The 12,964-nt window shown below is 69.0% G+C and carries 9 protein-coding genes; all 9 read left to right on the forward strand.

The genetic code is table 11. The features are described 5' to 3' along the window. Nucleotides 1–222: 222 nt before the first annotated feature. The 9 genes from QIS96_RS37050 (at nt 223) to QIS96_RS37090 (ending at nt 12,712) form a co-directional block, all read left to right on the forward strand. Nucleotides 223–2,211, forward strand: a complete 1,989-nt coding sequence (locus tag QIS96_RS37050) for an FAD/NAD(P)-binding protein (RefSeq protein ID WP_282547283.1) — start codon at nt 223–225, stop codon at nt 2,209–2,211. After that, nucleotides 2,201–3,634 (forward strand): nitrosuccinate lyase, encoded by a 1,434-nt coding sequence (locus tag QIS96_RS37055; protein WP_282547284.1) that lies wholly within the window; start codon nt 2,201–2,203, stop codon nt 3,632–3,634. Before QIS96_RS37050 ends, QIS96_RS37055 begins: the two co-directional genes overlap by 11 nt. Nucleotides 3,635–3,936: 302 nt before the next feature. Continuing rightward, complete coding sequence (gene sigJ, locus QIS96_RS37060; protein WP_282547285.1) at nt 3,937–4,827, forward strand: RNA polymerase sigma factor SigJ; 891 nt, start codon at nt 3,937–3,939, stop codon at nt 4,825–4,827. Between the two features lie 408 nt (nt 4,828–5,235). After that, nucleotides 5,236–6,723, forward strand: a complete 1,488-nt coding sequence (locus tag QIS96_RS37065) for an MFS transporter (protein WP_282547286.1) — start codon at nt 5,236–5,238, stop codon at nt 6,721–6,723. Between the two features lie 478 nt (nt 6,724–7,201). Next, entirely contained in the window at nt 7,202–8,275 is a 1,074-nt protein-coding gene (locus tag QIS96_RS37070) for a methyltransferase (RefSeq protein WP_282547287.1), read from the forward strand. Between the two features lie 160 nt (nt 8,276–8,435). Then, nucleotides 8,436–10,022 (forward strand): class I adenylate-forming enzyme family protein, encoded by a 1,587-nt coding sequence (locus QIS96_RS37075; RefSeq protein ID WP_282547288.1) that lies wholly within the window; start codon nt 8,436–8,438, stop codon nt 10,020–10,022. Between the two features lie 63 nt (nt 10,023–10,085). Next, nucleotides 10,086–11,171 carry a methyltransferase gene (locus QIS96_RS37080; protein ID WP_282547289.1) on the forward strand — a complete coding sequence of 362 codons (1,086 nt, stop codon included), beginning with the start codon at nt 10,086–10,088 and terminating at the stop codon, nt 11,169–11,171. 96 nt (nt 11,172–11,267) lie between these two features. Continuing rightward, on the forward strand, nt 11,268–11,744 hold the full coding sequence (locus tag QIS96_RS37085) for a carboxymuconolactone decarboxylase family protein (RefSeq protein WP_282547290.1): 477 nt from the start codon (nt 11,268–11,270) through the stop codon (nt 11,742–11,744). A gap of 86 nt (nt 11,745–11,830) precedes the next feature. Beyond that, nucleotides 11,831–12,712, forward strand: coding sequence for an LLM class F420-dependent oxidoreductase (locus QIS96_RS37090; RefSeq protein WP_282547291.1), 882 nt, complete (start codon nt 11,831–11,833; stop codon nt 12,710–12,712). Nucleotides 12,713–12,964: the final 252 nt, after the last annotated feature.

The raw sequence follows: 12,964 nt of genomic DNA on the forward strand, positions 1-12,964 counted from the left end.
TCCCGCCACCAGGCAGGCGCAGAGCGACAGTTCGTGTACCAGGCCGAGGTCGTCTCCGACGACCTCGGCCTTCTTCGTCCCCGCGTCGTGACGAACCGCAACGGTCGTGAGCCGCCTTCCAGTCGGGTACTCCGTGCCGTCGGCGTGACCTGGTGGTGCCGTCCGCCAACGGCCCAGGGCATGGCCCCGCTCCGTTGCCCGACATCACCAGGAACGGTAGAGATGACAGCGACACATCACACGGTGTGCGTGGTAGGAGCGGGCCCGCGGGGCCTTTCCGTTCTCGAGCGACTCTGCGCCAACGCCCGCTCGGAGCCCGACGGTGTCCCCGTCCACATCCACATGATCGACTCCCACCCGGTGGGCGCCGGCAGAGTCTGGCGCACCGATCAGTCCCGCCACCTGCTCATGAACACCGTCGCCGGTCAGGTGTCGGTGTTCACCGACGCCACCGTCGACCTGCAAGGGCCCCTGGAGCCGGGCCCCTCGCTGCACGAGTGGGCCGTCGCGCTCTCCTCGGGCGAGATCGCCGGTGAGCATCCGGCCGCCGTCCTCGAGGAAGCGCGCGCCCTGGGCCCCGACACCTACCCGACGCGTGCGCTGTACGGCAGCTACCTGCGCTGGGCGTACCACAGGGTCGTCGACGGCGCGCCCGTGCGTGTGCGGGTCAGCGCACACGCCGCCCTCGCCGTGGCGCTGGACGACGAACCGGACTCCCTGGGCCGGACCCGTCAACGCGTGCAGCTGAGCGACGGATCCGTGCTGCAGGGGATCGACGTCGTGATCCTCTGCCAAGGGCATCTGCCGACCCGGGCGGACGCCCCCGAGCGGCGATTCCGGTCGAGGGCACGGGAGGCGGGCCTCGTGCATCTCGCCCCGGCCAACCCGGCGGACGTCGACCTCGGCGTGCTGGCCCCGGGGACCAGGGTCCTGCTGCGCGGGCTCGGCCTGAACTTCTTCGACTACATGGCACAGCTCACCGTCGGCCGCGGCGGCACCTTCGTACGCAACCGCGGCCGGCTCGCCTATCACGCGTCCGGGCAGGAGCCCATGCTCTACGCGGGCTCCCGGCGCGGCATTCCGTACCAGGCCCGTGGGGAGAACGAAAAGGGGCCACACGGCCGGCACGAGCCATTCCTGCTCACCGTCGAGCGCATCGCGCGGCTGCGGCGTGATCACGAGGACTCCGGAGTCGACTTCAAGGCCGAACTGTGGCCGCTGATATCCCGGGAAGTCGAGACCGTCTACTACGGGACGCTGCTCAGGGCCCGCGGGGACACCGCTCAGGCCGAAGAGTTCCAGGCCGACTACCTGGCCGCCGGATTCATGGAAGAGCGGGCCGACGCGGTGCTCGACGCGTACGGCATCGGCGACAAGGACCGCTGGGACTGGGACCTGATCGCCCGGCCCTACCGGGACCGGGAGTTCTCCGACGCGCGCAACTTCACCGACTGGCTCCTTGAGCATCTGCGCCAAGACGTCGCCGAAGCCCAGGCCGGCAACGTCAGCGGCCCGCTGAAGGCCGCGCTCGACGTCCTGCGGGACCTGCGCAACGAGATCCGCCTCGCGGTCGACCACAGCGGTCTGCACGGCGACTCCCACCGCGCGGACCTGGAGGGCTGGTACACCCCGCTCAACGCCCACCTGTCGATCGGCCCACCGGCCCGGCGGGTCGAGGAACTGATCGCGCTGATCGAGGCCGGCACCCTGCAGATCGTGGGCCCGCACATGAAGGTCGACATCAACTCCGGTGCGTACGTGGCCAGTTCGCCGATCGTGCCGGGATCGGAGGTCCGGGCGCAGGCCTTGATCGAGGCACGGCTGCCCGCGATCAGTCTGCACCGCACGGACGACGCACTCCTGCGCCATCTGCTGGCCACCGGACAGTGCACGGCTCACCGCATCCGCGGCCGTTCCTCCGACGCGTACGAAACCGAGGGCCTGGCCGTCACCAGGGGGTCGTTCCACCTGATCGATGCTCAAGGGCGGCCGCACCCGCGCCGGTTCGCCTTCGGAGTGCCGACGGAGGCGGTGCACTGGGTGACGGCCGCCGGCATCCGGCCCGGCGTGAATTCGTTGACGCTCACCGACGCCGACGCGATCGCCCGCGCAGCCCTCGCCCCCAGCGCCGGTGACGGGCCGGGCGCCCCCGGGTCGGGCGCCCCCGGGCCGGGAGTCCACCGAGAACCAGGAGCCATCCATGCCCAGTGACATCACCAGGTCCGTCGAAAGGCCGAGCGGCCCCGATCCGGCACGCCTCGACTCCGGCCTGCTCTCGCCCGTCTGGGCGGACGCCCCCGTCGTGGACGCGGTCTGCGACGGCGCCTGGCTGCAGGCGATGCTCGACGCCGAGGCGGCGCTGAGCCGGGCGCAGGCCCGGATCGGCACCGTGCCCGAAGCAGCCGCCAGGGTGATCACGGAGTCGGCCCGGGTGGAGAACCTCGACCTGGTGGCCCTGGCGGGACAGACACGCCAGTCCGCCAACCCGGTCGTGGCGCTGGTGCGGGAGTTCACCGCGGTGGTCGCGCGGCGGGACCCGGACGCGGCAGCGTATGTGCACCGCGGGTCCACCAGCCAGGACATCCTCGACACGGCGACGGTCCTGGTGGCTCGGCGGGCGCTCCGTCTGATCCGCGGCGACCTGGCCCGGGTCGCGCAGTCCCTGGCCGTACTCGCCGAGGCGCACAAGGACACCCTCATGCCGGGCCGCACCCTGGCCCTGCACGCGGTGCCGACGACGTTCGGTGTGAAGGCGGCCGGCTGGCGCCACCTGGTCCTCGACGCGCTCGCGAAGCTGGAGCGGCTGGACGGTGCGGCACTCGTCGTCCAACTCGGCGGTGCCGCAGGGACCTTGGCCGGATATCTGGAACACGCGGACGGCGCCGACCCTGCCGTCTACGTTCAGCGGCTCACGGAGGCGTTCGCGGACGAACTGAGTCTTTCCGCTCCTCTCGTGCCGTGGCACGTGCTGCGCACGCCCGTGGTGGACGTGGCGGCGGCCGCGGCGTTCACCTGTGGCGCCGTGGGCAAGATCGCCGTCGATGTGCTGTCCCAGACGCGGACCGAAGTCGCGGAGGTGCACGAGCCGGCGCCGGCCGGCCGCGGCGCTTCCTCGGCGATGCCGCACAAGCGCAACCCGGTCCTGGCCGCGGCTGTCCGCTCCGCCGCTCTGCAGGCCCCGCAGCTCGCGGCCACCGTCCTCGGCTGCATGCTGACCGAGGACGAGAGGTCCGCCGGAGCCTGGCACGCCGAATGGGAGCCGCTGCGGGCGCTGCTGCGCCTTGCCGGCGGAGCGGCACACCAGACCGTCGAGCTCGTCTCCCACCTGTCGGTCGACACGGGACGTATGCGGGCCAACGCCGAGATCACGGGCGGGCAGATCGTCTCCGAGCGGGTCCTCGCCGTACTCGCACCCCACCTGGGCAAGGCCCCGGCCCGGGACCTGCTGAACGAGGCGTCCGCACGCTCCGCGCACACCGGTGAGTCCCTCGCGGTCGTCCTGCGCCGGGACGAGCGGGTCTCGGCCCTCCTGGCGGACGACCGGCACAAGGACTTGTTCGAGGCGGAGTGCTACACGGGAGCGGCCGGCGCGCTGACGGAGCGCGCGCTCTCCCGCTCAGGGCCGGCGGCATAAAGTGTCTTTGCGCTACGTCGCACCCGCCGCCATTCCTGGCGGAATTCCCGGAAATCCGCGAAATTCCGCCCCCGGCGAATGCTCCTCGAGAGATGGTCCAGATGCTCTCGAGAGATTCTCGAGAGGCACGTTTCGTTGTGGGCCCGGTCTCTCAATTCGCCGTATGAACCCCGTGGTCAAGGCCTAGGATGTGCGCTCGTCGGGGGCGGGCGGCTGTCTGTGCAAGCGAGATCGCTCCTGCCGCACAGGACGGTTCTGAATGTGCCATATCCATGGCATGCGCGCGGCGGAGGAATGTGACCATGCGTGACGCAGAGGCGCTCGAGGACGGATTCGAGCGGAATCGGATTCGCTTGCGCGCGGTGGCCTACCGCATGCTCGGATCGCTGGCCGAGGCGGACGACGCCGTACAGGAGTCCTGGCTGCGCCTCAGCCAGTCCGACTCCGACGCCATCGAGAACCTCGACGCCTGGCTGACCACGGTCGTCGTCCGGATCTGTCTGAACATGCTGCGCTCACGCAACACACGGCGTGAGGAGCTCATGGGTGTTCGCGTGCCGGACCCCGTCATCAACCACGCGGACGGTATGAGCCCCGAGGACGCGGCGCTCCTTGCGGACTCGGTCGGGCTCGCGCTGCAAGTGGTCCTCGACACCCTGGCGCCGGCCGAGCGGCTCGCGTTCGTCCTGCACGACATGTTCGACCTGCCCTTCGACGAGATCGCCCCCCTGGTCGGCCGTACCCCGGCAACGGCGCGGCAGCTCGCCAGCAGGGCCCGGCGCCGGGTCCGAGGCATCGAGGTGCAATCCCCCGATCCTGACGTCGCCCAGCAGCGGCAGGTCGTCGACGCGTTCTTCGCCGCGGCGCGCAGCGGTGAGCTCAACGATCTCGTGGCCGTTCTCCACCCCGACGTCGTGCTGCGTGCCGACGAGGGGGCGGCGCGTCCGGGCGAGTCCGTCGTGGTGCGCGGCGCGGCCGCGGTCGCCGGACGCGCGCTGCTGTTCGAGCGGCCCCTCGCGCGGGTCCGGCCGGCGCTGGTGAACGGTGCCGCCGGCGTGGTCGTGACCGTGGCCGGCGAGCCGGTCTCCGTCATGGGATTCACCGTCGCGGGCGGCCGCATCGTCCAGATCGACGTGATGGCCGACCCCGAGCGCCTCGCCCATCTCGACCTGTCGGTCCTCGGCAGGGCCTAGGGGGCGTCTCCCCGATCTTTGCGGGTCCGCGACGCCTGGCACGCTCCCCCAAGCTCTCGGCTGCGCTCGAGCAGGGAGGTGCCCCCATCGCCGCACGCCCGAATCACCCAAGTACGTCCAGTACGAGGGAGATCCGGTCGCACGCCGAGAGCACGCTCCCCCAAGCTCTCGGCTCCGCTCGAGCAGGGGGACCCCCATGACGCCGCGGCCTGATCCGCAAAGATCGGAGAGACACCCCCTAGGCCGTGTCCGGAAAGTCCCGCCTGCCCCGCGAAGATCGGAGAGACACCCCCTAGGAGGTTTTCCGCAGCGGGTCAGGGGCGGTTCGGCAAAGAATTTTCCGGCTGCCTGTCACATCGGCCGGCGCCGATGTGTCACCCCTATGACACGAGTGAAAGGAACCTCGACATGCGCAAGTGGCTACCGCTTGTCGCGATCTGCGCCGGCACCTTCATGCTGCTGGTCGACGTGACCATCGTTACCGTGGCACTGCCCGACATGGCCCATGGGCTGGATGCCTCGCTTTCCGACCTGCAATGGGTTCTGAGCCTGTACGCGCTCGTGCTGGCCGCCCTGGTGATGACCTCGGGTTCGCTCGCCGACCGGATAGGGCGGCGAGCCGTGTACCTGGGCGGCCTGGTGATCTTCGCCGTCGCCTCGGTGATCTGCGGTGTGGCCGGGAACGTGGGCGTGCTGATCGCGGCGCGCGGGCTCCAGGGCCTGGCCGCGGCCGCGATGTTCGCCACCACCCTGGCCCTGATCACCAGTTCCTACGAAGGCCGTGACCGGGGGATCGCCTTCGGTGTCTGGGCGGCGGTCAACGGCGCGGCCTCCGCGGCGGGGCCGATCATCGGCGGGCTGCTCACCTCCAATTTCGGCTGGCAGTGGATCTTCTTCGTGAACCTGCCCGTGTGCGCCCTCGCCATCGCCCTCACGCTCACGTCCGTGAAGGAGTCCCGTAACCCCACGCCGCGGCGCATCGACGTGCCGGGCATGGTGACCTTCACCGTCGCCATGGCGGCTCTGGTCTACGCGCTGATCACGGGCGGGTGGACCTCGGGTCGCACCCTGGGGATCGTCGCCCTCGGCGTGGTCGCCCTGATCGCCTTCGTCGTCGTGGAGAGCAAGCGGCGCGACCCCATGCTCGACCTCTCGCTGCTGCGCAACACTTCCTTCCCGACCCTGCTGGTGACCGCGGCGGCGCTGCCGGCGGTGGCCTGGGCCTACTGGGCCTACCTGACGCTCTGGCTCCAGTCGTCGCTCGGTCTGAGCCCGATCGCGGCCGGAGCGGTGTTCCTGCCCGCCAGCCTGACCACGTTCGTCGTGTCCATCGTGCTCGGCCGGATGGAGCGCAAGCCGTCGACACGGGTGCTGATCGGGACCGGCATGCTGATCATCGCCGTGGGCGTGTTCGCCCAGACCTTGCTCGGCCCGGAGTCCGGGCGGGCCGTCGTACTGCCGGGTCTCTTCCTCGTCGGCCTCGGTGCCGGTCTGGTGCTCGGGCCGCTGTCCGCCGCCGCGATGGCGGCCGTGCCCGGCCCGAGCGCGGGCATGGCGGGCGGCGCGGTGAACACCTTCCGTCAGTTCGGCTACGCGCTGGGTGTCGCCGTGCTCGGCGCGGTCTTCCACGGCGGGCTCGCGGACGCGGCAGGCACCAAGCTGGCCGGCGAGATGAGCGCCGGTCAGGCGGGTACGTTGATCGCCCAGGGGGCCGACATGGCGCAGGTGGTGCACCAGGCGTACGCCCAGGCCCTCGACCGGACCTTCATGGTGGCGGCGGCCTTCGGCCTGGTCTCGGCGCTCGCGGTGTTCGCGTTCGTGCGCTCGCCCCGTCCCGCGCCGCAGCCCGTAGCGCCCGAGCGGCCGCTGGCCGACGCGAGCGGTCAGAAGAAGTAGCAGCAGCGAAGCGACAGTTCGAGCCGGCCGCGCACCGGCTGCGCGCGGTGTCCGTGCGCCTTCGATCTCCCCGCCGACATCAGAAGGCGCACGGACACGCCCCCGCAGATTTACTGATGCTTCGTCACATCCCTGCTGGGGCAGGGGAGTTGACGAGCCACCCACTGTCCGGAGTGACCTACGTCACTCCGGACTTCTCTTGGTGTGGCGGTGTCAGCTGTGTCACTCTCTTGGCACGCAAGCCCTGCCCAAAAACGCCCCTTCTTCCTTCGCCGACCAAGTCCGCGATTCCAGGAAGTCGCCGCGTGGCAGCCCAAGTTCGGGCGCAGTGCCGAGCACGTTTCTTTTCATGGTTCACCCACGCCCCCGGCGGCCTGAAGTTCCCGCCGGGGGCTGTCTTCTGCGCGCCCTCGTTCACTGTTCCCGCGTTCCGCGCGCTGCGTTGGCGGAGACACTCGACTCGAAAGGGATCGGTCCAATGACATCAGATGCCACACTTGCGCGGTTCCGCGAATACATGGTCGGCCCGTCACGGTTCATGAGCCTGCTGTCCTGTTTCGAGCTCGGCATCGTCGACAAACTCCGGGACACCCCGGGGCTGACCGCGCACCAGCTCGGCGGTGCCGTGGGCGCCAAGCCGGACGCGGTGGCGCAACTCCTGCTCCTGCTGGTCAAGGAGGGGTTCGTCGCCTACGACGAGGACGCCGGGACCTACTCGCTCGACGCTCTCGCGGACGTCGCCGAGGGCGACCTCCGGCGGGCGCTGACGTACATGAACATGATCAAGGTCGTGGCGCTCAGGCAGCTCTTCTACCTCACCGACAGCGCGCGCACCGGCAACGCCGTCGGCCTGAAGGAGCTCTACGGGGCCGCCGAAGGGACCCTGTACGACATCGTCGCCGACCACCCGGACCTGCGCGAGGCCTGGGCGACGCTGATGAACAACGTCACCGCCAACATCGACCCCTGGTTCTTCGGCAATGTCGACGTGCCGGCCGGCGCCCAGGTGCTCGACCTCGCCGGCAACACCGGCCTCGGAGCGATCCACACCTACCGGCACAAGACTTCGCCTGGGCTGAAGGTGACCACCTTCGACCTGCCGGAGAAGGAACAGGAGTGCCTGGAGAACTTCCGGGCCCACGGTGTGGCGGAGCACTGCTCCTTCATCGGTGGAAACGTCTTCGACGAGATTCCCCGGGGCTTCGACATCGTCCTGATCAAGCACTTCCTGGACATGTTCGATCAGGACGACGTGTACAAGATCCTCAACGGCGTCAACGCCGCCCTCGAAGTCGGGGGCCAGGTCAACATCATGGTGCCGGTGTATCCCGAGGACATCACGGACACCGACAACTACAACGTCGACTTCTTCCCCGCCTTCTTCATCGGCTGCACGATGGGCCAGGGCGGACCGCAGAAGCTGTCGACGTACACGAACTGGCTGGAGGACTGCGGGTTCAAGGTGACGAAGGCGATCACCAAGGACGCCGCCGAGGTGCCGCCGGACGTCATCCCCGTACAGGCCGTCATCTGCGCGACGAAGGTCGCCTGAGCAGCCGGTCCGGCCCGCGCGCTCCGCGCGGCCCCTCGAATCGCCCGCCTCGTACCCCCTCAACTCGGCACCCCGCCATGGCCGTTCGCGCCGCCGTGTCCGTGGCCGAGGCGAGGCGGCGGTTCGCATGTCCATCGAGCACCGCAAAGGAGACAGTCCGATGAAGGCCTCCACGGTCTACACATCGATCCAGAAGCGCGGTCTTCACATCGGCCTTCTGCCGGAGATGGTCGCGGCCGTCAACGGGTCGACACCCATCACCCTCGACCACGACCTGGACGTTCTGCCCGACGTGGGACGGCGCCTGACGGTGGCCCAATATGCCGCGCACATCGCCGACTTGGCGGCTCGCCTGTGGGCGGCCGGCGTCCGGCCGGACGAACACGTCGTGCTCCACAAGACCGCCAACGCCGATATCTGGCTGCTCGCCGCCGCGGCGTCCCGTATCGGAGCCATCCCCGTGATGCTGTCGCCCGCCCTGGACGCCGCGACCGTCGGCGCCCTGTTGAAGCGGGTGGACCAGCCCAACCTGCTCACCGACGAGCGCAAGCTCGACGGGCTTGCCGAGGTCGCGCCGGCGGAGCTCACCAAGCGCGTGATCATCGTGGCGGGTGACCGGCCGGGTGCGCAGTCCCTCAGCCGGCTCGCCGGCTCGCCGAAGGTCAGCCCCGTGGTCCGGCCGATCGACGAAGCCGCCGTGATCACCCACACCTCCGGAACCACCGGACTGCCCAAGCTCGTCGTGCACACGCCGCGCACCCAGGGCACGCGCCTCATACCGCAGTGGCGGCTGCTGTCCCTGATGCGCAAGAAGGAGACCATCGCGATCCACATCCCGTTCGTGCACTCGCGGATGGTCGCGGCCATGGCGCTGGCGCTCACCAATGAGATGCCGATTCTGCTCCTGCGGGAGGTGGATCCGGAGGTGGTGGCGAAGCAGTTCCTCCAGCACCGCCCGGGGTTCGTCGAGGCGCTGCCCAACTCGCTCATGGAGTGGGAGGGCCTCACGGAGGATCCTCGTGAGCCGTTCGCCTCGGTGAAGATCTTCAGCAGTACGTTCGACGCGATCCACCCCAGGACCATGAGCCGACTGCTCAAGTCGTCCGGCCGGCGCGGGGCCCTCTTCTTCCAGATCTACGGGCAGAGCGAGGTCGGCCCGGCCGTCGGCCGCGCCTACTTCCGGCACTCGGCCCACAAGGCCAACGGGCGTTGCGTCGGCTGGGCGATGCCGAAGGGCGCGGCCAAGGTGCGCGTGGTCAGCAGGGACGGCTCGAAGCCCACCAAGAGCAACCCCGGCTTCATCGAGGTCTCGTGGCCCGGACTGGCCAAGACCTACTTCGCCGAGCAGGACCGCTACGACATCAACCGCAAGGGCGACTGGTGGCGAACCGGAGACGTCGGGTACCGGACCAAGTTCGGCTGTCTGCACATGCTCGACCGGGAGGTCGACATGATCCCGGGCGTGGAGAGCTCCCTGGAGGTCGAGGACGTCGTCCTCGGCAGGCTGGACGAGCTGACGGAACTCGTCGTGGTGCACGGCCCGAACGCCGATCCGGTCCCGGTGATCTGCACCGTCGACGACAAGCCGCTGGACCAGGACCGCTGGCGAGCCGCCGTCGCCGACTTCCCGCAGCTCGCCGCCCCGGTCCACATCCCGCAGGCCGAACTGCCGCGCACCGCCACGCTCAAGGTGCAGCGGCTCGCGCTGGGGGACCGGCTCCACGACCGGCACGGCAACCAAGCCTGAACCGCGGCCGATCAACGCGCAGCGGTCATCCGAAGCAAGCAATCAACCAAGGGGACTGGTGACATGACCACCGACACCACACTCGCGCGACTCCGTGAATACATGGTCGGGCCCACGCGGTTCGTGAACCTGCTGTCCTGCTTCGAGCTCGGCATCATCGACAAGATCCGGGAGTCGCCCGGGATCACCGTCGCGCAGCTCGCCGACGCGGTCAACGCCTCCCGGGACTCCGTGGCCCAGCTCCTGAGCCTGCCGGTCCACGAAGGGTTCGTCAGCTACGACGACGAGCAGGGCGGCTACAGCCTCGGCACCCTCGCCGACCTCGAGTCGGAGGACCTTCAGCGGGTGCTCGCCTTCATGGACCTGATCAAGGTGACCGTGCTGCGGCAGAGCTTCTATCTGACGGAGAGCGTCCGGGCCGGCTCGGTCGTCGGCCTCAAGGAGTTCTACGGGTACGAGGGCACGCTGTTCGGCGCCGTGGCGGAGCACAAGGACCTGCGCGAGTCGTGGGCGACCGCCATGGACTCGGAGACCGCCCGCATCGACCCCTGGTTCTTCAAGAACATCGACGTCCCGGCCGGCGCGAAGGTGCTCGACCTCGCGGGCAACACGGGCCTGGGCGCGATCCACACGTACAAGCTGAACGAGCAGCCCGGACTGAAGGTGACCACGTTCGACCTGCCCGAGAAGGAGGAGGAGTGCCTGGAGAACTTCCGGAAGCACGGTGTGGCCGAGCACTGCTCGTTCATCGGCGGTGACGTCTTCGAGAGCGTTCCCCGCGGGTTCGACGTCGTCCTGATCAAGCACTTCCTGGCCCTGTGGGACAGCGACCAGGCAGCCGCGATCATCAGGGGAGTGGGCAAGGCGCTGGAGACCGGAGGCAAGCTCAACCTCCTGATTCCGCTGTACCCCGAGAACAACCAGGACACCACTGATCCCCGCTGCGTCGACTTCTACCCGGCCTTCTTCCTCGGTTGTGCGATGGGGCAGGGCGGCGGTCTGAAGCTGTCGGCCTACCGCACGATGCTGCAGGAGCACGGATTCGAGATCACGAACGTGCAGGTCGAGGACCCCGCCGACATGCCCGCGGACTCCTTCCCCATCCACGCCATCGTCTCGGCGACGAAGGTCAAGAACACGGCGGCTTAACGTGACGCAGGTCTCATTCGTGGTTGTCACGTCGTGCTGGTGCGCCGGGTCGTAGAAGTGAAGTCGCCGAACTCGGCAAGAACAGAGGAGTGCACCATGGACGCCCGTCTGAACATTTATGAGAACAAGGTCTCCGTCAAGTTCCTGAAGTACATCACCGCGGCGGCCAAAGTGTTCTCGTCCCTGCCGACCACGACGCTGGAGCTGGTGTCCCTGCGCATCAGCCAGATCAACGGCTGTGCCTTCTGCGTCGACATGCACACCAAGGAGGCCCTCCACGAGGGGGAGACTCCGCTGCGCCTGAACCTGGTCGCGGTGTGGCGGGAGGCGAACGTCTTCACGGAGGCCGAGCGGGCGGCGCTGGCCCTGGCCGAACAGGGCACCCGCATCGGCGACGCCGCCGAAGGGGTCACCGACGCGGTCTGGGAGAACGCCGCCAAGCACTACGACGAGGACGAGCTCGCCGCCCTGGTCTCGCTGATCTCCTTCATGAACACCGTCAACCGCATGAACGTCATCACGCAACAGGCAGGGGGCGACTACGAGCTCGGCTGGGTCCAGAACTTCGGATAGCCGAGAGCGGTCAAACCGCCGGAGGTCCGGAGCCGCCCTGTGGGCGCGGCTCCGGACCTCCCCTTTTTCCCGAGAGGTGAAGATCAATGAAGTTCGGTGTGTTCTCCATGAACACGGATGAGGGCCTCGACCCGCTCGAGCTCGCCCGCGAGGCCGAAGGCCTCGGCCTCGAGTCGGTCTTCGTGCCCGATCACAGTCATGTGCCGGTCAGGCGTAACGTCTCCTGGGCGAACACCTCCGACACGGTCAAGCTGACGGAACGCGACGACCTCGGGGAGTCGCAGTCGAGCGATATGCCGCACGACTTCTACCGCAACCGTGAGCAGTTCACGACGCTCGCCTCGATGGCCGCCGTCACCTCAACTCTCAAGGTCGGCAGCGGAATCTGTCTCGTGGTGCAACGGGATCCCATCTTCCTCGCCAAGACGGTCGCCTCCGTCGACCACATGTCGAACGGCCGACTGATCTTCGGAGTCGGGGTCGGCTCACCGTGGAACCGGGAGGAGATACGCAATCACGGCACGGAGCCGCGCACCCGGATGAAGCTGATGGAAGAGCGCATGGCCGCGATGCAGGAGATCTGGTCGAAGGACGAAGCCGAGTACCACGGCAAGTTCGTCGACTTCGACCCCATCTGCTCCTGGCCGAAGCCGGTTCAGAAGCCCCGGCCCCCGGTGTTCGTCGGCGGTGACCACCCCAACTCCCTTGACCGGGTGCTTGCTTACGGCGACGGCTGGATGCCCGGCCACCACGATGACGCGGGCCTTTTCCGTGCACGGGTTGCCGAGCTGCAGGAGCGCGCCGCGGCAGCCGGCCGCGGGCGTATGGAGATCACCGTGACGCTCGCCCACCTCGACTGCCTCGACGACTACGCGGCCGCGGGCGCCGACCGTGTCCTGGTCATGGTCCCGACCGGAGGCGAGCGGGAGGTGCTCAAGCAAGTCGCCGAGGCCGCGAACAGCTTCTGACCGAGCCAGCCGTCCAGCAAGGGCCCTGCCCTCCTGCCGCACCTACCTGAATCACGGGGCGCCGACCCCGTTTTCGAGGCAGGTGGGCGAGGCCAACCGGCAGCTGCCCGGATTCCGGAGACAACCATGCCCACCGCCAACTCCATGCGCCGCGCGCTCAAGCGTGCCCGGGACGGGGTCGCGCTCGATGTGTCCGAGGCGGCCGTGTTGTTGCAGGCGCGGGGTGACGATCTGGAGGATCTCGCTGCTTCT

The sequence above is a fragment of the Streptomyces cavernicola genome (assembly GCF_029968035.1).
In the GTDB taxonomy this organism is placed as follows: domain Bacteria; phylum Actinomycetota; class Actinomycetes; order Streptomycetales; family Streptomycetaceae; genus Streptomyces; species Streptomyces cavernicola.

Bases quoted from the DNA above. Each gene is read 5' to 3' on its own strand.
- QIS96_RS37050 (WP_282547283.1), top strand. From the start codon at position 223: ATGACAGCGACACATCACACGGTGTGCGTGGTAGGAGCGGGCCCGCGG.
- QIS96_RS37090 (WP_282547291.1), top strand. From the start codon at position 11,831: ATGAAGTTCGGTGTGTTCTCCATGAACACGGATGAGGGCCTCGACCCG.
- QIS96_RS37055 (WP_282547284.1), top strand. From the start codon at position 2,201: ATGCCCAGTGACATCACCAGGTCCGTCGAAAGGCCGAGCGGCCCCGAT.
- QIS96_RS37070 (WP_282547287.1), top strand. From the start codon at position 7,202: ATGACATCAGATGCCACACTTGCGCGGTTCCGCGAATACATGGTCGGC.
- QIS96_RS37080 (WP_282547289.1), top strand. From the start codon at position 10,086: ATGACCACCGACACCACACTCGCGCGACTCCGTGAATACATGGTCGGG.
- QIS96_RS37075 (WP_282547288.1), top strand. From the start codon at position 8,436: ATGAAGGCCTCCACGGTCTACACATCGATCCAGAAGCGCGGTCTTCAC.
- sigJ (WP_282547285.1), top strand. From the start codon at position 3,937: ATGCGTGACGCAGAGGCGCTCGAGGACGGATTCGAGCGGAATCGGATT.
- QIS96_RS37085 (WP_282547290.1), top strand. From the start codon at position 11,268: ATGGACGCCCGTCTGAACATTTATGAGAACAAGGTCTCCGTCAAGTTC.
- QIS96_RS37065 (WP_282547286.1), top strand. From the start codon at position 5,236: ATGCGCAAGTGGCTACCGCTTGTCGCGATCTGCGCCGGCACCTTCATG.